22 protein-coding genes and 1 tRNA gene are annotated in these 22,828 nt (G+C 62.9%); 7 read left to right on the top strand and 16 right to left on the bottom strand.

From position 1 onward, the window contains the following. The first annotated feature begins 142 nt into the window (after window positions 1-142). Window positions 143-892, top strand: coding sequence for a bifunctional 2-polyprenyl-6-hydroxyphenol methylase/3-demethylubiquinol 3-O-methyltransferase UbiG (gene ubiG, locus MSKU9_RS04495; protein WP_141260134.1), 750 nt, complete (start codon window positions 143-145; stop codon window positions 890-892). Between the two features lie 32 nt (window positions 893-924). Here ubiG and MSKU9_RS04490 read toward each other — a convergent pair whose 3' ends face one another. The 5 genes from MSKU9_RS04490 to MSKU9_RS04470 all read right to left on the bottom strand — a co-directional run bounded on the left by MSKU9_RS04490 (window position 925) and on the right by MSKU9_RS04470 (window position 4,369). Then, window positions 925-2,154, bottom strand: coding sequence for a lactonase family protein (locus MSKU9_RS04490; RefSeq protein WP_141260133.1), 1,230 nt, complete (start codon window positions 2,152-2,154; stop codon window positions 925-927). Window positions 2,155-2,200: 46 nt separating this feature from the next. Next, a complete protein-coding gene (locus MSKU9_RS04485) occupies window positions 2,201-2,767 on the bottom strand; it encodes a DUF2147 domain-containing protein (RefSeq protein WP_227000795.1) in 567 nt (188 codons plus the stop codon). A gap of 24 nt (window positions 2,768-2,791) precedes the next feature. Further along, window positions 2,792-3,250 (bottom strand): DUF1178 family protein, encoded by a 459-nt coding sequence (locus MSKU9_RS04480; RefSeq protein WP_141260132.1) that lies wholly within the window; start codon window positions 3,248-3,250, stop codon window positions 2,792-2,794. A gap of 23 nt (window positions 3,251-3,273) precedes the next feature. Beyond that, window positions 3,274-3,534 (bottom strand): glutaredoxin 3, encoded by a 261-nt coding sequence (gene grxC / locus MSKU9_RS04475; RefSeq protein ID WP_141260131.1) that lies wholly within the window; start codon window positions 3,532-3,534, stop codon window positions 3,274-3,276. A gap of 70 nt (window positions 3,535-3,604) precedes the next feature. Further along, window positions 3,605-4,369, bottom strand: a complete 765-nt coding sequence (locus tag MSKU9_RS04470) for a ComF family protein (protein WP_141260130.1) — start codon at window positions 4,367-4,369, stop codon at window positions 3,605-3,607. A gap of 56 nt (window positions 4,370-4,425) precedes the next feature. On the opposite strand from MSKU9_RS04470, the gene MSKU9_RS04465 reads away from it, so the two are divergent. Continuing rightward, entirely contained in the window at window positions 4,426-5,289 is an 864-nt protein-coding gene (locus MSKU9_RS04465; protein WP_141260129.1) for a methyltransferase domain-containing protein, read from the top strand. 15 nt (window positions 5,290-5,304) lie between these two features. Here MSKU9_RS04465 and moaA read toward each other — a convergent pair whose 3' ends face one another. The 5 genes from moaA to MSKU9_RS04440 form a co-directional block, all read right to left on the bottom strand. Next, window positions 5,305-6,336 (bottom strand): GTP 3',8-cyclase MoaA, encoded by a 1,032-nt coding sequence (gene moaA, locus MSKU9_RS04460; RefSeq protein WP_141260128.1) that lies wholly within the window; start codon window positions 6,334-6,336, stop codon window positions 5,305-5,307. A 12-nt stretch (window positions 6,337-6,348) separates the two neighbouring features. Beyond that, entirely contained in the window at window positions 6,349-6,531 is a 183-nt protein-coding gene (locus MSKU9_RS04455) for a DUF3553 domain-containing protein (RefSeq protein ID WP_227000793.1), read from the bottom strand. A gap of 267 nt (window positions 6,532-6,798) precedes the next feature. Beyond that, the gene (pgmG, locus tag MSKU9_RS04450; RefSeq protein ID WP_141260126.1) at window positions 6,799-8,208 is read right to left on the bottom strand and encodes a phosphoglucomutase/phosphomannomutase PgmG; all 1,410 of its coding nucleotides are present in this window, start codon (window positions 8,206-8,208) and stop codon (window positions 6,799-6,801) included. After that, window positions 8,205-9,074, bottom strand: coding sequence for a UTP--glucose-1-phosphate uridylyltransferase GalU (gene galU / locus MSKU9_RS04445; protein ID WP_029329297.1), 870 nt, complete (start codon window positions 9,072-9,074; stop codon window positions 8,205-8,207). The genes pgmG and galU overlap by 4 nt, the downstream gene beginning before the upstream one ends. 452 nt (window positions 9,075-9,526) lie before the next feature. Beyond that, window positions 9,527-9,612 (bottom strand) — tRNA-Leu (locus MSKU9_RS04440). A 60-nt stretch (window positions 9,613-9,672) separates the two neighbouring features. On the opposite strand from MSKU9_RS04440, the gene lipB reads away from it, so the two are divergent. Then, window positions 9,673-10,365: a lipoyl(octanoyl) transferase LipB gene (gene lipB, locus MSKU9_RS04435; RefSeq protein WP_141260125.1), complete on the top strand. Its 693-nt coding sequence runs from the start codon at window positions 9,673-9,675 to the stop codon at window positions 10,363-10,365. Between the two features lie 21 nt (window positions 10,366-10,386). Here lipB and MSKU9_RS04430 read toward each other — a convergent pair whose 3' ends face one another. Together MSKU9_RS04430 and MSKU9_RS04425 are read right to left on the bottom strand one after the other, a co-directional pair. Continuing rightward, entirely contained in the window at window positions 10,387-11,010 is a 624-nt protein-coding gene (locus MSKU9_RS04430) for a LolA family protein (RefSeq protein WP_141260124.1), read from the bottom strand. Further along, entirely contained in the window at window positions 11,007-11,321 is a 315-nt protein-coding gene (locus MSKU9_RS04425; protein WP_141260123.1) for a BolA family protein, read from the bottom strand. Before MSKU9_RS04425 ends, MSKU9_RS04430 begins: the two co-directional genes overlap by 4 nt. Window positions 11,322-11,400: 79 nt before the next feature. On the opposite strand from MSKU9_RS04425, the gene MSKU9_RS04420 reads away from it, so the two are divergent. The 3 genes from MSKU9_RS04420 to MSKU9_RS04410 all read left to right on the top strand — a co-directional run bounded on the left by MSKU9_RS04420 (window position 11,401) and on the right by MSKU9_RS04410 (window position 15,128). Then, window positions 11,401-12,030 (top strand): J domain-containing protein, encoded by a 630-nt coding sequence (locus MSKU9_RS04420; RefSeq protein ID WP_141260122.1) that lies wholly within the window; start codon window positions 11,401-11,403, stop codon window positions 12,028-12,030. A gap of 158 nt (window positions 12,031-12,188) precedes the next feature. After that, complete coding sequence (gene cobS, locus MSKU9_RS04415; RefSeq protein WP_141260121.1) at window positions 12,189-13,214, top strand: cobaltochelatase subunit CobS; 1,026 nt, start codon at window positions 12,189-12,191, stop codon at window positions 13,212-13,214. Window positions 13,215-13,232: 18 nt separating this feature from the next. Then, window positions 13,233-15,128 carry a cobaltochelatase CobT-related protein gene (locus MSKU9_RS04410; protein WP_141260120.1) on the top strand — a complete coding sequence of 632 codons (1,896 nt, stop codon included), beginning with the start codon at window positions 13,233-13,235 and terminating at the stop codon, window positions 15,126-15,128. Between the two features lie 171 nt (window positions 15,129-15,299). Here MSKU9_RS04410 and MSKU9_RS04405 read toward each other — a convergent pair whose 3' ends face one another. Both MSKU9_RS04405 and MSKU9_RS04400 read right to left on the bottom strand, forming a co-directional pair. Then, window positions 15,300-16,733 (bottom strand): pyridoxal phosphate-dependent decarboxylase family protein, encoded by a 1,434-nt coding sequence (locus MSKU9_RS04405; protein ID WP_141260119.1) that lies wholly within the window; start codon window positions 16,731-16,733, stop codon window positions 15,300-15,302. A gap of 97 nt (window positions 16,734-16,830) precedes the next feature. Then, a complete protein-coding gene (locus MSKU9_RS04400; protein ID WP_141260144.1) occupies window positions 16,831-17,787 on the bottom strand; it encodes a bile acid:sodium symporter family protein in 957 nt (318 codons plus the stop codon). An 89-nt stretch (window positions 17,788-17,876) separates the two neighbouring features. Between MSKU9_RS04400 and MSKU9_RS04395 the strand changes: the two genes are divergently transcribed. Continuing rightward, window positions 17,877-18,809: a hypothetical protein gene (locus tag MSKU9_RS04395; RefSeq protein ID WP_141260118.1), complete on the top strand. Its 933-nt coding sequence runs from the start codon at window positions 17,877-17,879 to the stop codon at window positions 18,807-18,809. Between the two features lie 146 nt (window positions 18,810-18,955). On the opposite strand, the gene mfd is transcribed toward MSKU9_RS04395, so the two are convergent. Together mfd and MSKU9_RS04385 are read right to left on the bottom strand one after the other, a co-directional pair. Continuing rightward, window positions 18,956-22,438: a transcription-repair coupling factor gene (mfd, locus tag MSKU9_RS04390; protein WP_141260117.1), complete on the bottom strand. Its 3,483-nt coding sequence runs from the start codon at window positions 22,436-22,438 to the stop codon at window positions 18,956-18,958. Beyond that, complete coding sequence (locus MSKU9_RS04385) at window positions 22,435-22,746, bottom strand: FAD assembly factor SdhE (protein WP_010507900.1); 312 nt, start codon at window positions 22,744-22,746, stop codon at window positions 22,435-22,437. Before MSKU9_RS04385 ends, mfd begins: the two co-directional genes overlap by 4 nt. Window positions 22,747-22,828: the final 82 nt, after the last annotated feature.

The following is a 22,828-nucleotide window of genomic DNA, read 5'->3' as shown; positions in this document are numbered from 1 at the left end:
ATTATGGCTCGGGCTTCAGCATATCCGGAGTGCGGCCCTGTTGGCCAATCCGGGGCATTGCGGTTATGCGCAAGCCGCGTCACATACATCTCCCCAGCTTCCGCGTCCAGCGGGAGAAAGCCAAATGAAAGGCGGTGCACCCATGCAGCATCACGATTCGCCCGTTCTGTCGGCAGATTCCGTCGCCCCCGAGGAGATCGCCCATTTCAGCGATCTGGCCGCCCGGTGGTGGGATCCGGCCGGCCCGATGCGCCCCCTGCACGCCATGAACGACCTGCGCACCGGCTGGGCCATGCGCCATCTGCCCGCATCGAAGGCTGATGATGGGGCGCGTCGCACATTGCTGGACATCGGCTGTGGCGCGGGACTGGCCAGCGAGGCCTTCGCCCGTGCAGGATTCGACGTGACCGGGCTGGACGCATCACAGGCGGCGATCACGGCAGGCAGACTGCACATGCGTCACCACCCCCTGCCCGCATCAGCAGGCCCGCTGTCCTATCGTTGCGGCAGTGCTGAGGAACTGGTGGCCGAAGGCGCGCGCTTTGACGCGATTTCAGCACTGGAGGTGATCGAACATGTGACCGATCCGGCTGCCTTCCTGCGCATGCTGGGTGGCCTGCTGCAGCCCGGCGGGGTGATGGTGGTTTCGACCATGAACCGCACGTGGCGGTCCATGGCCATGGCCAAGATCGGGGCGGAATATGTCCTGCGCCTGCTGCCGGTGGGCACGCATGACTGGCGCAAGTTCATCACCCCGGCCGAAATGGGGCAGTACACGGCCCATGCGGGCCTGCGCATAACCGATATTGCGGGCATGGTGCCCGGCCTTGGCGGGTGGCGCGAAAGCCGCGACATGGCGGTGAACTACATCGCGGCAATGGTGCGCGACTGAGTACAGCCCGCCCGTGACGGCGGGGTCCGGCGTCAGATCGTGTTCATGAACGCGAATGTCGTCGGGCTGCCCACGGGGGTGAAGTTCCATGTAAAGTCCAGCACCCCGGTCTGGGCGTTGACCTTGAACGACGTAACGGAATCACTGCGCTGGTTGGCGCAGAACAGGTAGGTTCCGCTGGGGTCGAACATCATCGCGCGGCCATAGTCGGCATGCATCCAGATTTCTTCGACCAGATTCAGCGTGCCGTCGTCATTGACATGGAAGCTGGCCAGCGAATCACCCAGCCGGTTCGATACGTACAGGTATTTGCCGTTGGGCGAGAGCAGGATGCCCGCCGCCAGCGTGCTGCCCCGGAAATGCGGGGTGACGGTGCTGACGGTCTGCTGGGGCACGATTTCGCCGGTCTGGGGATTGAAGGTGGCGGCGACCACTTTCGAATCCTGTTCGCCCAGAATGTAGATCATCGTCCCCTTCTCGTTGAAGGAGAAGTGGCGCGGGGCCGATCCCGGCGTCATGGAAATGAACGGTGTCTTGGCGGGAACCAGCCTGCCGGTATGCAGGTCCAGCGTCCAGACATACACCCGGTCCAGCCCGGCGTCGCATGCCAGCACGTACCGTCCTGACGGGGCGGACGCCACCATGTGTACATGCGCGCTGGAATGATCGCTTATGGCGAAGTTGCCCGGCGGGTTATCCGCCGCGCGGTCGGGCATGCGCGGGCCGGTATTGTGCACCACGTCCGTCGGGTCGCCCAGGCTGCCGTCGGGGTGGATGGGCAGGACGCCAACCGTGCCGCCCATGTAATTGGCCACCAGCACGTATTTGCCCGATGCATGCACGCTGAGATGCGCGGGCACCGCGCCGCCTGAACGCACGACGTTTAGCTTGGTCAGTTCCCCGCTGGAACGGTTGACGGAAAACGCCGTGACGCAGCCTTCGCCGTTGGCATTGAAATCATTGATTTCGCTCAGGGCATACAGGTGCTTGAAATCAGCGGACATGGCCATGAAAGACGGGCTTGCAATGTCCACATAGGTCATGAGCGGCGAAAGACTGCTGGTATCGGGGTTCATTTCGAACACTGAGATACCCTGCCCGTTGCCAGCACCGCCGGGCGGTCCGTGCTGGGTATAGCCACCGATATAGCAGATGGTGCGCGGCCTGGCCGCGGTCTGCGCCACGGCGCGGCGGGATATGGCGGGCACGCTGGCAGCGGCCAGTGCGGTGGCGAACACACGGCGGGAGATATTGCAGCTCATGGAATAAGGATCATCCTCATTGGTTGAGAATTGTTTTCTGGGGCCTTCAGGGCAATTTGCACGCCGGGCCAATCGTGCCGGTATAGCGGGTCCACGTCTCGGTTTCACCAAATAAAGGCACGGCAACGAAACCGCGCAGCTTCAGGTCCCCGGATTGTGAAACCCACAGCTTGGCATGATAGACGTGGCCCGTATCGGGATCTGTCACATGGCCGTTCCAGTGTCCCGCGTCCTTCGGGTCGGGCGTGAAGCCGTTCAGCATGGGCAGGTTGCATTCCGGCTCGCCCCGCTTGTCGCGCGGCATGTCGGTCGTGTAGCGCACGCCAGCCAGCTTCCCGCAGATTTCATTCCCGCAATGGGAAATTTCAAACACGCCGTCATGGTCCTTTGTCATCCACCGGCCGATAATGTCCGGCTCCGCTTCCGCGGCGCGCGCGGTGGGCAGGCCGGCAGTCCCGACCGCCATTGCGCATAAGGCTGCAATCGTACCCCTGGCCAGCCAGCGCCTGATGCGCCCGCCCGCCCGGTGCCCGGTCTGGCGCGTACCATTGTGGCTTTTGCTGTCGTGCATTTCCAATCGTTCCCCCACATGGCGCGTGACGCGGCGGTCCATGCGTGCCGCGCTTGCGTGTTCCCTTTAGCTGTCGGCCCGGCGGACCCACGGGATGGCGTGCACCTCCACCCCTTCCTCATCCAGTTCGGCCTGTTCCTGCGGCGTCATGCTGCCATAGATTCCGCGTGCCTCGGTCCTGCCCCGGTGCATGTCCAGGGCTTCCTCGGCAAAGCGGTCTCCCACGTCGTCGCAGTGTTCCTCTACCGTGTGGCGTATTTTCTGTAACAGAGCGGTCATGGCGTCGGGCACTCCCCCAGACGCATGGCCGGGTGGCGTGACCGCGGGTTGTGGTGGCGCATCCCTTGCCAGATGGGAACCTGCGGTATGGACCGCTGGCGCCATCAGCGCGCGCGTGACCTCGGCCGACCCGCATTGCGGACATGACAGCAGGCCGCGCCTGGCCTGCTGTTCGAATGCGGCGCTGCCGGGAAACCACCCTTCAAATTCATGGCCTGCGTTACAGCGCAGCTCGTACCGGATCATGCCTTCTCCGTCCGTATGCCGTATCAGCCCTTGCCCAGAAGGGCGTCAAGTCTGCCCGTCCGTTCCAGCGCCATCAGGTCATCACAGCCACCAAGGGGAGTATTGTCGATGAATATCTGCGGCACGGTGGTGCGACCGCCCGAACGGCGGATCGATTCCTCGCGTTCGGGCGTGCCATGCGGGGCATTGATTTCGGTGAAGGGCACACCCTTGTGCGTCAGCAGGCGGACCGCGTGGATGCAGTAGGGACAGCCCGGCTGGGTATAGATCTCAATAGACGGCATTGAACCTTCGCTTGGTTTGTTGTGTGTCCGCCGTCATGACGGCGGAACGGGTCTGGGTTTCCAGCTTATCCTATTGTTGTTCGTGCTGACCACAGGCACGCGCGGCGGCCAGCACGTCAACCCGTGCGGCTCCCGCCTGCAGCAGGCTGCTGGCGCATGCAGCAAGTGTCGCGCCCGTGGTCATGACATCATCCACCACGATGACATGCCGGCCCGCGATATCACCCAGCCGGTGGCTGCGCACGCCGATCACACCGTGCATGATGGCCTGCCGGCGTGCCCTGCCCTGTCCTTTCAGCGCGGGTGTGGCCCGTAGGCGTTCCAGCCCGTCAGGCAGGACAGTTGCCCCTGTCTGTCGCGCCAGCGCACATGCCAGCAGTGCCGCCTGGTTGTAACGCCGGGTAAACAGGCGCACCCGGTGCAGCGGAACCGGTATGAAAATGCTGTCCTTTCCCACCAGTCCCCGGGCTGCTGCCGCCATGTAACGCGCCAGCAGCGCCGCGTTTTCCGTGCGGTCCGCATATTTCAGCGGCAGGATCAGCCGGCGCGGCAGGTCGTCGTATACCATCGCCGCCCGGCCCTCGCGCCATGGTGGCGGGTTTTCGGCGCATGTGGTGCAGGTCAGTGTGGAACCGCCAGCCGCGCGGGATGGAAATGGCAGCGCGCAGCGATGACAGTACGGTGATGTGATCAGATGCAACTGGCTGACGCATGTCGCGCATAACAGTCCTGCCTGCATGACATCGGCCCCGCAGGCAAGGCAGTGTGGCGGGAACAGCGTATCCAGCACGCGGGCGCGCGCCCGTCGCCACCATGGGAATGCGTGATGGTTCATGCGTTCACGTGATCGTGGGCTTGGCAGCCGGGGGACAAGGCGGCACATCGGAGGGCATGAGCATGGATGTGCCGCAGATATTTGACCGTCACGCCGTGCGCCTGCACCGCGACCGCGCGGCTGCCACTGTCGACCATGTCCGGCCCGTGCTGGCGGAAGCGGCAGACCGCCTGCTGGACCGGCTGGATGATGTCACCCGTCCCTTTCACGCAGGTCTGGATATAGGCGGGCGTGGCGTTGTGGTGCAGGCGTTGCGCGCCCGTGGCATCCCAGCCGTCACGACCGACCTGTCGCACCGCATGTGCGCGGCGGAGGCAGGGCCTGCCGTGTGCATGGACACGGAGTGGCTGCCCTTCGCGCCCCACAGCTTCGACCTTGTGGTGGCCTGCCTGTCGCTGCACTGGATCAATGACCTGCCGGGCGTTCTGGCGCAGGTACGTCGCATACTGGCCCCCGACGGGCTGTTCCTGGCCTGCATGCCGGTGCTGCCCACACTGGGTGGCCTGCGCCATGCCTTGATGGAAGCCGAGATGGCGCAGCGTGGCGGGGTTTCGCCGCGTGTCTCCCCCTTTCCTGGACTGCGGGATTGCGCGGGCCTGCTGCAGCGCGCGGGGTTTGCTCTGCCGGTGGCGGATGCAGATGTGATCCACCTGTCCTATCGCACGCCCATGGGCCTGCTGACCGATCTGCGTAATGCGGGAGAGACGAATGCCCTTCGCGCGCGTACGCGCGGGCTGACGCACCCGGCCCTGCTGGCGGATGCGCTGGGCCGCCTGCCCGTGGCCGCGGACGGTAGCGTGGAGCAGGACCTGCATGTGGCGATGATGACAGGCTGGTCCCCTGCCCCGACCCAGCCGCAGCCCCTGAGGCCGGGGCAGTTCAGCGTAAGTCTGGAGGATGCGCTGCGCGGGACGGCCTAGCACGGTGGAACCCTTTTATCCGCCAGTGACGCTCATGTGGCGCGTGACCCTGGCGGGATCATCGGCATTGCGGCCGATCAGGAAGTCATGCCCGCGTGGCTTGCGCAGTATGGCGGCGCGGACATGGTCCATCATTTCCGTGTCATCCGCTCCTGCGCGCAGCGGTGCGCGCAGGTCGGTCGAACCTTCATGCCCAAGGCAGGTATAAAGCCGCCCGGTGCATGACAGGCGGACCCGGTTGCAGCTTTCGCAGAAATTATGGGTCATGGGCGTGATGAAACCGATCCTGCGCCCGGTTTCGGCGATGCGGGCGTAACGCGCGGGACCGCCGGTGCGGTAGGTCAGCGGTTCCAGCGTCCACCGGTGCCGCAGGTCGCGACGCACTTCCGAGAGCGGCAGGTAATGGTCGGTCCGGTCCTCGCCGGTTTCGCCCATGGGCATGGTCTCGATCAGGCACAGATCCGCGCCGATTTCACCGCACCATGCGATCAGGGTATCGAATTCATCCGCGTTGATGTCCGCCATGGCCACGGTGTTGATGCGTATCTCCAGCCCTGCTTCCCGTGCGGCGCGGATCCCGTCCAGCGTGCGGGCAAGGTTGCCGCGTCGGGTAATGCGCCTGAAGCGGTCAGGATCGAGCGAATCAAGACTGACATTGACCCGCCGTACCCCACAGGTGCGCAGGTTATCCGCGAATTCGGCCAGTCGGCTGGCGTTGGTGGTCAGGGTCAGCTCATCCAGTCCGGCCTGCCCGGCCGGACGGCCCAGCCACCCGCCCATTTCACGGAAGAAATCCATGACATCGCGTCGTACCAGTGGTTCTCCCCCTGTTACGCGCAGCCTGCGCACGCCGTGCCGGATAAAGGACGCGCATAGCCGCCCCAGTTCATCCAGAGACAGGATTTCAGCCTTGGGCAGGAAGGTCATATCTTCGGACATGCAGTAGATGCAACGCATGTCGCACCGGTCCGTGACCGATACGCGCAGATAGGTCAGCAGGCGGCCATAGGAATCCGGCAGTGGAGCAATCAGCGGAGCGATGTTCATGCGGGCGATCCCTTACGACAGCACGGTCAGCTGCACGACCGTGGCATCGACCAGCACCTTGCCCGCATGGGGAAACATGACCGTAACCCGGTGCCCGATGGCGGACTGCACCTGTCCTTCGCCCCATTCCGGGTGATCGGGGTGGCTTACGAGTTGCCCCGGCACGAGAAATGAACGGAAGGGTGGAGTAACCATTATATCGCGCGGTTCCTGCATGGGGGCCATGACCGGGCATATCGGACCGGTTCGGGTCTTATTAAACCCCATGGCCCGGCATTCAACAAAAAAACCGTCTGCGTCGGGGGCATATCCACCGTGTCCATGCACCGGTTTTGGGCAACATGGAAAAGTTTTTGGCGAAGCTTTATTCGAAAAGCTTCAGGAAACATTGCTTTTTTGGAAAAAGGTGACACCCGGAAACTTTTATTCGTGCTTATCAAGGCGCTGGGTTGAGGTCACTTTTTAATGGGGCGCAGCCTGATCCGAAAGGTCGGGCAGCGCCACGCCGGACAACGCCAGTTGCGCCGACAGGGCCGCCTTCAGCCGGTCCAGCGCCGTCTGTGTCGCCCCTTCCGCACGGGCGACAAGGGCGGCCTGTGTATTGGAAGCCCGCAGCAGCCACCAGCCATCCGGTGTGCTGACGCGCACGCCATCGATATCGCACACATCGGCTCCCGTCTGCGCCAGTCGGTTGGCGACTTCCGTAATCACGTCGAATTTGCGTGTATCAGGGCAGGCAAAGCGCAGTTCGGGGGTGGAAACGGTGGTCGGCAGCGCGCGCCGCGCATCTGACAGGGAACCGTCCAGCCGGGACACCACATCCAGCAACCGGATCGCGGCATAAAGCGCATCGTCAAACCCGTACCACCTGTCGGCAAAAAAGATGTGCCCCGACATCTCACCCGCCAGTAGCGCACCGGTGTCAGCCATCCTGTCCTTCATCTGCGAATGACCGGATTTCCACATCTCGGACCGTCCACCCGCCCTGTCGATTTCATCAAACACCATCTGGCTGGTCTTGATGTCGGCAATGATGGTGGCGGCAGGATCGGTGCGCAGCATATCACGGGCAAGGAGAAGCAGAAGCTGGTCTGCCCACAGGATCGCACCTGTATCATCCACCACCCCAAGGCGGTCCGCATCCCCATCGAAGGCAATGCCAAGGTCGGCCCCGTCATGGCGGACCGCCGCAATCAGCTGTTGCAGGTTTGCCGGAATGGTGGGATCGGGATGATGGGCGGGAAACCGGCCGTCAATCGCGGCATTCAGCACGCGGTGGCGTCCTGGCAGGCGTTTGACCAGAAGCGACAGGACATCGCCTGCGGCCCCGTTGCCGCAATCCCATATGACATTCAGCGCGCGGGTATCATTTTCGCGGTCGCGGAGCAGCCGGTCGATATAGGCGGCCGTTACATCCATTGTCCGGGTGGTGCCCGATGCCTGCGTCACGACATTGCCCGTGGCGGCCATGTGTCCCAGCATCTGGATCTGCGGGCCAGAGAACGGCCTGTTGGCCAGTACGATCTTGAAACCGTTATGGTCAGGCGGGTTATGACTGCCTGTGACCATGATCGCCCCGTCCGCGTTCAATTCGGCAGAGGCGAAATACAGCATGGGCGTCGGTCCGCAACCGATGCGCACCACGTCCATGCCGGACGCCATTGCCCCCTCCACCAGAGCACGCTCAAGGGCGGGGGATGAAAGGCGTCCGTCATATCCGATGACGACAGTACTGCCGCCATCACCGGCCACGACGCTTGCGAACGTGCGGCCGATGGCATAGGCATCTTCAGGCCCCAGTGTCTTGCCGACCGTCCCGCGGATATCGTATTCCCGCAGGCTGGTCGGATCAAAACGGTGCCTGAAAATCACTTGTACTTCGTCAGGAATTCACGCACGCCGGGGGCCAGTTCCTCACGCTCCAGCGCGAATGCGATCTGGGCTTCCAGGAAGCCGATCTTGCTGCCGCAGTCAAAGCGCTTGCCTTCGTAGCGATAGCCATGGAACGGCACGTGACCGATGGTCTTGGCCATGGCGTCGGTCAGCTGCACTTCGCCGCCCGCACCCTTTTCCAGCTTGGCCAGGTGCTTCAGCACGTCAGCGGTCAGCACGTAACGGCCAATCACGGACAGGGTGGACGGCGCGTCCTTCGGGTCGGGCTTTTCAACCAGCCCCTTGACCTCGACGGTCTTGCCATCGTCCTTGCCGACATCAAGGATGCCGTAGCTGCCGGTCTGCTCGCGCGGGACTTCGGTCACGGCCAGCACGTTGCCCCCGGTCTTGTTATAGACTTCAACCAGCTGGCCGATGCACGATTTCTTGCTCTGAACCACGTCATCAGGCAGCAGGATGGCGAACGGGTCGTTGCCAATGAACTCACGCGCACACCAGATGGCGTGGCCAAGGCCCAGCGGCTCCTGCTGGCGCACGGACAGCATGGAACCCGGGGTAACGCGGGTGGCTTCCAGCGCCTTCAGGGCGGAGGCCTTCTTGCGGGCCTTCAGCGTATCTTCGAGTTCGTAGGAAATATCGAAATAATCGATGAGGGAGTCCTTGCCCCGGCTGGACACGAGGCAGAATTCCTCGATCCCGGCCTCGCGTGCTTCATCAATTGCGTACTGGATCAGCGGACGGTCAACGACGGTCAGCATTTCCTTGGGCACGCACTTGGTGGCGGGCAGAAAGCGCGTTCCAAGGCCGGCAACCGGCAATACGGCTTTTTTAAGGGGCTTAATCACTAATATTTACCTCAAGATGCATGACAGGAACAGGCAATACCGTCTGGCACCCCATTTTCATAATGAAAACAGGTTACCGGGTGTTGCCAGATGGCAATGATGTAGCGTGCTTTATCAGGACCAGACATGATTTAAATCACGATTCTTCCCTCACGCCAGTCCATGCCGCTGATACGAAACGTTTTGTAACCACCCGCGCATGGCATCGGGTTGCCAGGATGTCCATATCTCCTGAGGTAGATAGCGGCTTTTTGTGCGGAAATATTATGACTTTTTTATGACATGTCTGTACCGGTCCCTGCCGCGTATGCATGACATGTACGCATGCAGAACCATTTCGGGCATCGGGATGATCGGAATGACAGAATCCCGATATGCCGGAATTGCATGTATGCAATGGACATACTGCCCCGATGGGGCATGATCCGTTTTCATCAATTTTCAGGAAAAACTGGTGCGGCCAAGAAGACTCGAACTTCCACGGGGTTGCCCCCACAAGCACCTCAAGCTTGCGCGTCTACCATTCCGCCATGGCCGCAACGTGACAACGATGATCGACTGGGCGATACCGTCATGACGATGAAGGGGCGTATAACCGATGGAAGGCGCGCGGGCAATGACTGAAAACGAGTTTTTATGGCACAGGGCGCCAAATCTGGTTCCCTACCCCACCGCGCTGGCGGAAATGGAGGCCCAGGCACAGGGTATCCGCGCGGGCGCGCTGCCTGAACGGGTGTGGCTGCTGGAGCATCCCCCCACCTATACCGCCGGGACGTCGGCGAAGGATTCGGACCTGTTCAACCCGCGTGGCTATCCCACCTACCCTGCCGGGCGTGGCGGACAGTGGACGTATCACGGGCCGGGGCAGCGCGTGGCCTACGCCATGCTGGACCTGACCCGGCCCCACGGCATGGCGCCCGCGCGCGACCTGCGTGCCTATGTCCATACGCTGGAAGAATGGATCATCCGCACGCTGCGCCATTTTGGTGTCGAGGGGGAACGCCGTGCGGACCGCATTGGCGTATGGGTGGTCGATCCCGCCACAGGGCGCGAGGAAAAGATCGCGGCCATCGGGGTGCGTGTCTCGCGCTGGGTCAGCTGGCACGGGATTGCGATCAACGTCGCCCCGGACCTCAGTGATTTTGGCGGGATCGTGCCGTGCGGCATCAGTGAATATGGCGTCACCAGCCTGAAGAAGCTGGGAAGGGATGTCAGCATGGATGAAGTGGACGCAGCGCTTGCGGCCACATGGCCGGACTGCTTTGGCCCGATTCCCGGCGTGCGGGGGTAAGCCTGCGCGCCGGGTACGCGCCTAATTGCTGGCCGACAGGGTAAATATCGCGTCAGGCCATTTCTGGCCACTGACGGTGGTGTCGGTCAGGTCAAGGCGGATATGCTGGCGTTCCACGTCTGTCATCTCGATCACCAGCAGCGACAGTTTTCCGGCGATATCGGAAAAGCCGAGTGTCAGGATTCCCTGTGATTCGCTGTCGCGCCGCGCCAGTGAGACCTGCAGGCTGTTCTGCCCGTGCTGCACCGCCGTGACCGAGATCAGTCCCGACAGGTGCACGGGCTGGTCCAGCAGCAGGCCAAGCGGCTGGTGCCCCAGTGACATGCGGGTGACCGATTCGCGGCGGTGGTCCACAAACAGCAGGTGCCCGTTCTGTGCGACCAGCTTCATCGACCCTGGCGTTTCGTAATCCAGCCGCAGGCGACCCGGGTCGTAATGCATCACGCCCTGCCCCTTCCCGCCATCGGGCCAGGTCTGCACAAAATTGGCCTGCAACCCGTCAGAGGTATTGAGATAGGCCTCGACGCGGGCGATGTCCGCCTGCTGGTCGGGCTGCTGCACGGGCGCACCCGCGCAGGCGGCCAGCAGCGTCAGCAGGCCCCCCATCATCAGTCGTCGCGTGGCGAAGGGAAAGGCGGGTTTCATGCTGCGTTCATCCGTGCCTGCTCCTCAGGCGTGCGCAGCATGAGCGACAGGGCATGCATGCCCCCCGCGAATTCCTCCGCCAGCAGGTCATGCACCATGCGCGAACGCTGCACCCGGCCCATCCCTTCGAACGCGGGGCTGACGATCAGCACGTTATAGTGGCTTTCACCTGCCTGTACGCCATTATCACGCACATGGACGTGGTGGGCGTGGCGGGCGCTGTCATCTTGTATGCGCAGTTCCACGGGGGCGAGATGTTCGCGTATGATGCGTTCGATCCGTCCGGCCCGGCCGGTTGCTTGCTGTTCCATTGGCGGCTCCATGATAGCGGGATCATTCATTGCACAGCTTCGCTCTTGCACGAAGCATGAACAGGCGCACATAACGACAATGATGAAGAGAAGGAACACCCGGCACCGCGCCTTTGACCCCGAACCCGATGCGCCGGACCGCTGCTGTGACATGCATGGCTGCGACCAGCCCGCGGGTTACCGTGCCCCGCGTTCGCGTGATGCGCTGAACAGTTATTTCTGGTTCTGCCTGCAGCACGTACGCGAGTACAACGCGAACTGGGATTTCTACCGCGGCATGTCCCCCGGACAGATCGAGGCGCATATCCGCGCCGATACGTCATGGAACCGGCCGTCATGGAAGCTGGGACAGGGCAGCGCTGCCCATGCCTTCAGTGAGGAAGAAGTGCTTGACCCGCTTGACCTGCTGAAGGGGGCGGCGAAGGCCCGCGCACGCAGCCGTGCACGCGCGCGGCAGGAAGAAGACCGTCGGGCGGAAGCGCCACAGGCGCTGAAATATCCGCTGGGTGTGCTCGACCTTGGCTGGCCCGTGTCGATGGCGGAACTCAAGGCCCGGTACAAGGACCTTGCCCGCCAGCATCACCCTGATGCCAACGGAGGGGACCGCAAGGCGGAAGAACGGTTCAAGGGCATCAACATCGCCTATGCCACCGTGCGCGCCCACCTGGTCACCACCGCCGGGCGGGATGACATGGCCCGCAGCGCATGATGGCCCCTGTCCTCCTGCTTTCGGGCATGGGATCGCAAGCGCACTGAAACCCGGCACTGGTCGATCGTTACAGCTAGACCTATACTTACGGCCTGATATGCCGCCCTGCGCTGTCATGGCGGGCCAAACCATATGAAGCGACGGACGAGAAAAAGCAGATGAACGAACCCGCAGACCTGATAACCGCCGCAGCGGACGCCAACGGTACGCCGCTTCCCGACATCTCGGCCGTGTCCGCTCCCGACCTGCAGGTTTCGGCGCGCGACGTGTTCGGTATCGATAGTGATATCAAGGTGCCCGCCTTCTCGGTCCGCACCGATCATGTGCCGGACATCGATCCGTCCTACAAATTTGACCATGATACCACGCTGGCCATCCTGGCGGGGTTTGCGTTCAACCGCCGCGTCATGGTCCAGGGCTATCACGGCACGGGCAAGTCATCTCATATCGAACAGGTGGCGGCCCGTCTGAACTGGCCCAGCGTGCGCATCAATCTCGACAGTCACATCTCGCGCATCGACCTGATCGGCAAGGACGCGATCGTGCTGAAGGATGGTCAGCAGATCACCGAATTCCGCGAAGGCCTGCTGCCATGGGGCCTGCAGCATCCCTGCGCGCTGGTATTCGACGAATATGACGCAGGCCGTCCCGACGTGATGTTTGTGATCCAGCGCGTGCTGGAAATCGAGGGGCACCTGACGCTTCTGGATCAGAACCGGGTCATCCGCCCGCATCCCTTCTTCCGCCTGTTCGCCACCGCCAACACGGTCGGCCTGGGCGATACGACGGGGCTGTACCACGGCACGCAGCAGATCAATCAGGGCCAGATGGACCGCTGGAATATCGTGACTACCCTGAACTACCTGCCTCATGCGCAGGAAACGGCGATCGTGATGGCCAAGATGGGCATCGACCCCGACAAGGATGAAGCCGGACGCAAGCGGGTGGAAAGCATGGTCGCACTGGCGGACCTGACGCGGTCGGGTTTCATTGCGGGCGATATCTCTACCGTCATGTCGCCACGCACGGTCATAAGCTGGGCTGAAAACTTCCGTATCTTCAATGATCTTGCCTTTGCGTTCCGCGTTACCTTCCTCAACAAGTGTGACGAGGCGGAACGCCCGACGGTGGCGGAATATTACCAGCGCTGCTTCAACGCCAGTCCGCTGGCGCCCAGGGGCTGATGACAGGGCAGGCAAGGCATGCGTGATAACCGGAAAAAAACCCCTACCCCACAGGCCGAGGAGGAAGCCCGTCAGGCCGAGGGCTTCAAGCGCGCGACGGTAGGCGCCGTGCGTGCGCTGGGCGGTCTGGCGCAGGCCGAGGTCTCGTTCCTCAGTGGTCCGGTGCCGTCGGGGGCTTCGGTGACCGGCACGCATGTCCGCCTGTCCCATCCGTCACGGCGGATGACGGATGCCGAAATGACCCGCACGCGCGGTGCGGCCGATGCCGCCGCCCTGCGCCTGCGCCATCATGACGTGGCGCTGCATGACAGCGCCAGCCCGCCCGCGGGTGAAGCGCGCGAAGTCTATGACGTGCTGGAACAGGCGCGGGTCGAAAGCCTTGGCGCGCGGCATATGGCAGGGGTCGCTGCCAATCTTGACGCCCGTCTGGCGCAGGAATGCACCGATATGGGGCTGGACCGCCTGCCCAGCCATACGAAGCTGCCCACGCCGGTTGCCCTTGGGCTGCTGGCGCGCGCGCGCATGTCGGGCCGACCCGTGCCCGCGTCCATGCGCGACATTATGAAGGCATGGTCCGACAGCCTGCCGCCTGCCGCCATGCGCGCGCTGGATGAAATGGTGACGCGTCAGGACAGTCAGCGTGATTTCGCGCAGGCCGCGCGCAGGCTGCTTATGGCTTGTGACCTGATGCAGCAGGAAACCACGCCGGACGAAGTGGCCGATGACGGTACGTCCGAAGCGGAAGCCGCCAGCAGCGAAAACGAGGAACAGACCGACGACACCACGCCCGAGCCACAGGACGAAGGACCGGAGGAAGACGACAATTCCCTGCCCATGCAGATGTCACAGGGCACGGGTGCGGGTGATGAAGACCCGGATGATGGCGAACAGGGCGGATCGGCCAGTGGGTCGGAAGAAGCCGGCGGCCCCGGTGAGAACGAGGCGGAAGCGGAGGAGACAACCCCCACCTACCACCCCTTCACCACCGTGTATGATGAGGAAACAGCCGCCGAGGACCTGTGCGATGCGGAGGAACTGTTCCGCCTGCGCCAGACGCTGGACCAGCAGCTTGTCAGCATGCAGGGCGTGGTGTCCAAGCTGGCCAACCGCCTGCAGCGCAAGCTTATGGCGCAGCAGACGCGTGCGTGGGAATTCGATCTTGAAGAAGGGATGCTGGATGCGGGGCGCCTGTCGCGCATCGTGGTCAATCCCATGCTGTCCCTGTCGTACAAGCGTGAGCGCGATACCGATTTCCGCGATACGGTCGTCACCCTGCTGATCGACAATTCGGGGTCCATGCGCGGGCGGCCGATTTCGGTGGCCGCCATGTGTGGCGACATCCTTGCCCGCACACTGGAACGCTGCGCAGTGAAAGTGGAGGTCCTGGGTTTCACCACCCGTGCGTGGAAAGGGGGCCGCAGCCGGGAGCTGTGGGTACAGGAAGGCAAGCCCGAGAACCCCGGGCGGCTGAACGACCTGCGGCATATCATCTACAAGGCGGCCGACATGCCGTGGCGGCGCGCGCGGCGCAACCTTGGGCTGATGCTGCGCGAGGGGCTGTTGAAGGAAAACATCGACGGGGAGGCCCTGCTGTGGGCGCAGCGGCGTCTGGCCGCGCGACCCGAAGGCAGGCGGATACTGATGGTGATTTCCGATGGTGCGCCGGTGGATGACAGCACGCTGTCGGCCAATCCGGGATCGTATCTGGAAAATCACCTGCGCGAAGTCATTGCGCATATCGAGACGCGTACCAGCACTGAACTGCTGGCCATCGGCATTGGCCATGACGTGACGCGCTATTACCGCCGAGCCGTGACCATTACCGATCCCGAGGAACTGGGCGGCACGATGATGAAGAAACTGTCCGAACTGTTTGAGGAAGAAGCCACCCGCGGCCGCAGGCGTGGCGGCTAGGCCCCATCAGCCCTGCCCCTGTCATGGAGCAGGGCTTTTTCAAAACTCTACCCGCGAAATATCCTGCAAATTGAAAGAAGTTTTTGGTGAAGCTTTTTTAAATGCTTCGGAAAACGCCGCCTTTTTTTAAAGACGGCGTCCAAAAAACTTTTATTTTTTATCAACAGCGTTTTAGCGCGCTGTCAGTCGATGGTCCGCAAGGTCCAGCAGCGCATCCAGCATGCGATCCACATCCGCATTGGTGGTGCGGTGGTTGACGATGGCAGCGCGTATGGCCTTGTGCCCGTTGATGACAGTGGTCGAAGGGGCCGCAATCCCGCTTTCATGCAGATCCTTCACCACTTCCCCGTTGAAATGGTCCAGGTCGGCCACCGGGGCGATGATACGGAAGCACACGATGTTCAGCGTAACCGGGGCCAGCAGTTCCAGGCGGGGATTGGCCTTGATCCGGTCTGCAAGGTGCCGGGCAATGGCGCAGCAGTTGGCGATCATGTCGCCCATGCCATCCGCGCCATAGGTGCCCAGCGTCATCCAGACTTTTAGCGCGCGGAAACCGCGTGACAGGTCGGGGCCAAGGTCGCAGTACCATGGCGCGTTGGTGGCAAGGCCCCGGTCCTCCCGCGCAAGATAGGCGCGCGACTGGGCGAAAGCTGCGGCCTGCGCGCCAGGACGGCGGACAAGGATGCAGCCCGCGTCGTACTGAACCTGCGCCCATTTATGGAAATCGAAGGCCACGCTGTCCGCGCGTTCCAGCCCCCGCAGGCCGGGCCGCAACGCGTCCGACAGCATGGCGAGCGCACCAAACGCGCCATCGACGTGGAACCAGATGTTTTCACGCGCCGCGATGTCGGCCAGCGTGTTCAGGTCATCAATCGCCCCGGTATCCACCGTACCCGCCGTGCCGATCACCATGAACGGTTCCAGCCCCGCCGCGCGATCGCGGGCGATGGCGCGTTCCAGTTCGGGCAGGATCATGCGATTATCCGCGCCAACCGGGATCACGCGCAGGGCGTCGGTGCCAAGACCAGTCAGGTCGAATGCGCGTGCAATGCAGCCATGGGCAGTGGTTGCGGCATAGCCCACCAGTTTGCGCGTGCCCACGCCCTTTGCCCGCATTTCCAGACCATCAGGCACGGCGCGGCTGGCGGTGATGACGGCAATCATGTTCGCCATGGACGACCCGGTGACCAGCAGCCCGGTGGTCGTGTCAGGAAAACCGCACATTTCGGCAGCCCAGCGGATGATCTCGCGTTCGACCTCGATCGGGGCATGATCCCTGCCGCCGCAATTTGCGTTCAGCCCGCCCACCAGCAGTTCCGACAGCATGCCGATCGCCGTGCCCCCGCCATGCACCCAGCCCATGAAGCCGGGATGCACGTTGCCGGTGGAATAGGGTTCGACCAGTTCGCGGAAGCGGGCGTACAGTTCTTCCGGTGGGGTAGGATCATGCGGCAGGCCGGTCCGCAACCGCGCGCGCAATTCTTCGGGCATGGGCTGCCATACCGGGCGGTCGCGCAGGGTGGACAGACGGTCGATCATGTCATCCACCATCTGATGGCCAAGGGCGCGCAGCCCATCCCAGTTGTCCGGATCCAGTCCTGTCATCTCTCTCCACCATATCATGCGGTTGCAGGCCGGTCTGGCCTGTCTGGCGCGCCTACATACCGGGCCATGCGGACATGCGCGAGGGGGAATGACCCGCTCAGTCCCCATCCCCGCGCGCACCCATGCGCCGGGCCAGTGTCGCGCATACGAAAAGCTGGACCTGATGGTAGATCATCAGTGGCAGGACAATCAGCCCGACATCGTCAGGCGGAAACAGCACGCTGGCGATTGGCACCCCTGATGCCAGTGATTTCTTGGATCCGCAGAACACGATGGCGATCCGGTCCCCGCGGGGAAAGCGGCCAAGCCGTCCCGCCAGCAGGGTCAGCCCCAGTACGATCACCAGCAGGCCCGCATCCACCACGGCCACGCGCCCCAGTTGCAGCGGCGGCAGGCGATGCCACAACCCCTGGGTCACGGCCTCGCTGAAAGCGGTATAAACCACGACGAGGATCGAACCCCGGTCGGAAAAGGACAGCAGTTTCTTGTGCCGGTGCGCCCATTCCCCAATCCATGGCTGGGCCACCTGCCCCGCAATGAAGGGTACCAGCAACTGCAGCACGATGGGCATGATCCCTCCGCTTCCGTTGCCAGTATGCCGGCCGAACATGATGCCCACCAGAAGCGGGGTCAGAAAAATGCCCAGTATGTTGGACAGCGTGGCCGAACAGATGGCGGCGGCCACGTTTCCCCGCGCGATGGAGGTGAAGGCGATGGACGACTGCACCGTTGATGGCAGGCAGCACAGGAACAGCACACCTGTCCACATGGACGCATCCAGCATGCCCGGCAACGCCGCATGCAAGGCCATGCCCATCAGGGGAAACATGACGAACGTGCATGACAGGATGGCAAGATGGATTCGCCACCCCAGCATCCCTTCCATCACCGCCCGGCGCGACAGGCGCGCACCCTGCAGGAAGAACATGTTCGCGATCATGATTATCGCAAGGGTATTGAAGACTTTGACCCCTACCCCATAACAGGGCAGCACGCTTGCCAGCACCACGGTGGCCAGCAGGCAGGCAAGGAAGGAATCAATCCGGCGCAGCATGGGCAAATGAGTACAAATGTTTCATCATGGCGGTGCGCATATCATACCCGATTGCATCAGGCGCGTAATCACGCCAACTTGTGCCGCAAATGAAGAAATTATTCATCACTACCGCCCTGGCGGCCCTGTCCTGCATCGGGTCGGCCGGGGCTTCGGCCCTTCCCGGCACATGCGGCCATGTGCAGGTGGCCAGCAGCCAGCCCCATGGTGACAGTGCCCTTGCCGGGCATGGTTATGATCTGGTGCTGGCGGGGGATGTGGACCAGACATTTCATGCCACTGACATTGCGGCCAGCGGCACCGGGCTTGGTCCGCAGGCGCTGCGGGACATGGAGGACGTGGCCTCCCTCGTCATGCTGGCGACGCTGACGGGGCACCATTCGCAGGGCTGCGCGCAGGATTATTTCGTCTCCGCTGCCACGCCCATCATGGACGGGCTGCGCGCGGGCCGCAGCTATGACCTGACATGGCAGGGCGGCCTGCTGACCAACGGGCAGACAAAACTGTCCTTCCGCCGTGCGCACCTGCATCTGGCGGGCACGAAAAGTGACAGCGCCCCGGCTACGCTGACGCTGGAAACACAGGGCATTGGCATAACCGGCACGCATAACACGCTGCTGGCCAGTGCACTGCCGCAGCAGGCCACGGCCAATGCATCGGTGCCCAGTGATTCGCTTGTGCCACTGGCCGCCGCTATTGCCGGCCATCCGCCAGAAAACGTGCGTGTGCCCCTGCATGTCGCATCACTGAGCGCGCAGCGCGGCACCATGCAGATCACGGGTAATGGTGATGCCAACCTGACCGGCAATACCGATGCGTCATCCGCCACCGGCCACATACAGGTGCAGAACCTTGACGCCGTGATCGACACCCTGCGTAACGCGGGCCAGACGCGGGCCAGTGCGGCGCTGATCCTTGCCAAGCTGTTTGGTCACAAGGCGGCATCAGGCGGGACATCGTGGGATATCAGCTGGGAAGGCGGCGTGATGACCGTCAACCATATTCCCCTGCCAATCCGTTGATACACGGGCGGAATAACAGAAATTTCCGGGGACTGCCTTTTTTTTAAGAGGCGGCGTTTCCTGAAGCTTTTGCTGTCATGCTTCCCTGCCCCGCCATGGTGCGGCAGGATACGGACCTGTGCGTATCCCGCATTGGCCGCGCAGGTTCAGGCCGGGATGCCTGCATCCTCACGCGCCAGTCTGACCAGGGCCGTCAGCACTTTGCGCGCCTGCGTGATCCGCTGGGCGTTGGTCATTTCGCGTATGATCGCCAGTTTGTGGTCGGGGCGCAGGCGGACATTGGCTTCCTTCTGCTTTGCAATCCACGTCACCAGTCCCGCCGGGTTGGCAAACGTGTTACCACGGAACTGGATGACCATGCCCTTGGGGCCAGCTTCCAGTCGTTCTACCCCGGCCTCGCGACACATGCGTTTCAGGGTTACAACATCCAGCAGGTTGCGTACCTCGTCAGGCAGCGTGCCGAAGCGGTCCACCAGTTCGGCTTCCATCGCCTCGACTTCCGCATCATTGGCCAATGCCGCGATCCGGCGGTACAGGCCAAGACGTACGGGCAGGTCGGTGACATAGGTATCAGGGATCAGCACCGGCAGGCCAAGGATGATATTGGGCGTCCAGTCACGATCCTGCAGCTTGCGCCGCCCCTTTTCGGTGCGCAGGTCGGCCACGGCGTCTTCCAGCATCTGCTGGTACAGCTCGATACCCACTTCCCGGATATGGCCCGACTGCTCATCCCCCAGCAGGTTGCCCGCACCGCGCAGGTCAAGATCGTGGGAGGCCAGCGTGAAGCCCGCCCCCAGTGTGTCCAGCGTCTGCATGACTTCCAGCCGCTTCTGTGCCGCAGCCGACAGCACATGCGTCTGTGGCCACGTAAGGTAGGCATAGCCACGCTGCTTGCCACGCCCCACGCGCCCGCGAAGCTGGTACAACTGCCCCAGTCCGAACATGTCGGCGCGGTGGATGATGAGTGTGTTGACCGCAGGCATATCCAGCCCGCTTTCCACAATGTTGGTGGACAGCAGGATATCATATTTGCCGTCACTGAACTCGGTCATCACCCGTTCCAGTTCGGTTGGCGTCAGGCGGCCATGGGCCTGTACCAGCCGGGCATCGGGCACGATTTCATGCAGACGGGCCGCCATGCGGTCCAGATCCTCGATACGTGGCACGACACAGAATACCTGCCCGCCACGGAAGCGTTCGCGCTGGGTCGCCTCACGGATCACCACGCTGTCGAACGGCATGATGAAGGTGCGCACGGCCAGGCGATCGGTAGGCGGGGTGGCGATCAGGCTCATTTCCCGCACACCGGTCAGGGCAAGCTGAAGCGTGCGCGGCAGAGGGGTGGCCGACAGGGTGAGCACATGTACGTCCTCACGCAGGGCTTTCAGCTTTTCCTTGTGGGCCACGCCAAAATGCTGCTCCTCGTCGACGATCAGCAGGCCGAGATCAGCGAATTTGACCGTCTTGGCCAGCAGCGCATGCGTGCCGATCACGATATTGACCGTGCCATCGGCCAGCCCCTTGCGCACCGCCGTCGCTTCCTTGCCCGTCACCATGCGCGAAAGCTGCGCCACATTGACCGGCAGTCCGGCAAAGCGGGCGGAGAACGTGCGGTAATGCTGGCGTGCCAGCAGCGTGGTCGGCACCACCACGGCGACCTGCGCGCCGGACATGGCGGCAACAAAAGCGGCACGCAGCGCCACCTCGGTCTTGCCAAAACCCACATCGCCACAGACCAGCCGGTCCATCGGCCTGCCCGACGCCATGTCATCCAGCACGTCGGCAATGGCGCGGGACTGGTCCTCGGTCTCGACAAAGGGGAAGCGTGCGCAGAATTCGTCCCACATCCCGTCTTCCGGGGTAATGGCTGGCGCTTCACGTAGCGCGCGCGCAGCAGCCGTGCGGATCAGTTCACCCGCCATGTCGCGGATGCGCTGTTTCATTTTCGCCTTGCGCGACTGCCACGACACACCACCCAGCTTGTCCAGCGCCACGTGGGCCTGATCCGAGCCGAAGCGGCTGAGCAGTTCGATATTTTCGACTGGCAGGAACAGTTTTTCATTGCCGTCATAGATCAGGCGCAGGCAGTCATGGGGCGCCGTGCCCACGCCAATCGTCTCCAGCCCGTCATAGCGGCCAATGCCGTAGTCCTGATGGACGATCAGGTCGCCTTCCGCAATTTCCGATGCTTCGGATATGAACTGGTCCGCCTTCTTGCGGCGGCGCGGCGGGCGGGAAATCCGCTCACCCAGCAGATCCTGTTCGGACACGAAAGCCACGTTATCGGCGACAAAGCCACGTTCCAGCCCCAGCGTCAGCAGGCCGACAGTGCCGGGCCTGAGCTTCTGTGCCTCCTTCCACGTATCATAGGTCTGCACCGGCAGGCGATATTCACACAGCAGCACGCCAATGCGTTCGCACGATCCCCTGCTCCATGCCGTGACATAGGCGCGACGGCCCGTCTGGGACCATTCCTCGACCTTTGCATGCAGCATGGGGAAGACGTTTTCACGTCCCTCGGTCACGGTCTTGGCGAACATCTGGCCCGGCCTGCCGCCCGCATCCATGCCCGGTGCGCCGTCGGGCTGGGCAAAGGGCATGAATACCACGGCCTTGCGGCCCGCAATCATCGCATCCCACCCCTTGCGGTCGAGATACATGAGGTGCGGCGGCAGCGCGCGGTAGGGTACTTCCCCCTCACGCGTCGGCTGCCTGCGGGCGTCGTAATGGTCTGCAATCATTTCCAGGCGGGTGACCAGCACTTCTTCCGCCTGGTTGGCCAGCGATATGGACACATCAGGCAGGTAGTCCACCAGCGTTTCCATCTGTTCATGGAACAGGGGCAGCCAGTGTTCCATGCCCGCGTGGCGCCTGCCTTCGGATATATGCTGATACAGCGGGTCGTTGGCGGCGGCAGGGCCAAACAGGTCGCGCCAGCCAGTGCGAAAACGGGATATGGAAGCGGGATCAAGGCTGAAATCCGCCACCGGACGCATGGTCAGGCTGTCGATCCTTGCGGTTGAACGCTGGGTGCCGGGATCGAAGCGGCGGATGTTCTCCACCTCGTCGCCAAAAAGGTCGAGGCGTACCGGTTCGCTGTCGCCTGCGGGGAAAATGTCAAAAATGCCGCCACGGGTCGCGAACTCGCCCTGGTCCATCACCGTATCGGTGCGGTTGTAGCCATGTGCGATCAGCAGTTCCATCAGGAACGGCGCATCAAGGCTTTCACCCGCCTTTATGGTAATCGACTGCCCGGCAAAGGCCGCGCGTGGCGGGACGCGCTGCACCACCCCCATCACCGTGGTCAGCACGATGCGAGGGGCAGTGGCCTTTTCCAGCAGGCGGGTCAGTGTCGCCACCCGTTCCGCGACGATGGCGGGATTGGGGGAAACACGGTCATACGGCAGGCAGTCCCAGCTCGGGAAACGCAGGATTTCCGCCTTGGGCGTGACAAAGGCGAGCAGGTCCGCGATGCGCGCCATGGAAGCATCATCGCGGCAGACATGCAGGACAGGCCCGTCATGTTCGCCTGCCCTGCGCGCCAGCAGGAAAGCGTCATACCCATCCGGCACGCCCCATACGGGAAGCGGTGCGCCGGGTGCGAGTGAGAAACCTGCCGTATCGTTCATTTTCCGCCCCGGATCGCCGCAAGCCGCGCGGGGTCGGTGGCGTCGGCCATGATTTCCTTCATCATGGGGGTATTGAGCTCGTCCGGTACCGGGCGGCGGCCGCTCAGCCAGTCCGCAAGGTCGGCATCCGGCAGGTCCATCACCGCTTCCAGCGCATCAAGCTGGGCTTCGGTCATGCCTTCCAGCCGGGGGGCGACGAAGCCGCCGATCAGGACGTCGGTTTCATGTGTGCCGCGATGTGTGGCGCGGTAATATATCTTGCGCCGCCGTGTATCGAGGCGCGAGAGGTCAGGCGTTCTGGCTTCCATTGCGTTCCACCCATGATGGTTGTGTTTTGTTTCGTAACGCAGGTGTCCTATAGCCGTCATGCGGGCATCTGTCAGCCCGCAT

This window comes from Komagataeibacter diospyri (assembly GCF_006538165.1).
Taxonomy (GTDB): domain Bacteria; phylum Pseudomonadota; class Alphaproteobacteria; order Acetobacterales; family Acetobacteraceae; genus Komagataeibacter; species Komagataeibacter diospyri.
The sequence above is the reverse complement of the archived record's forward strand: the minus strand, read 5'-3'. Positions and strand labels throughout refer to the sequence as shown.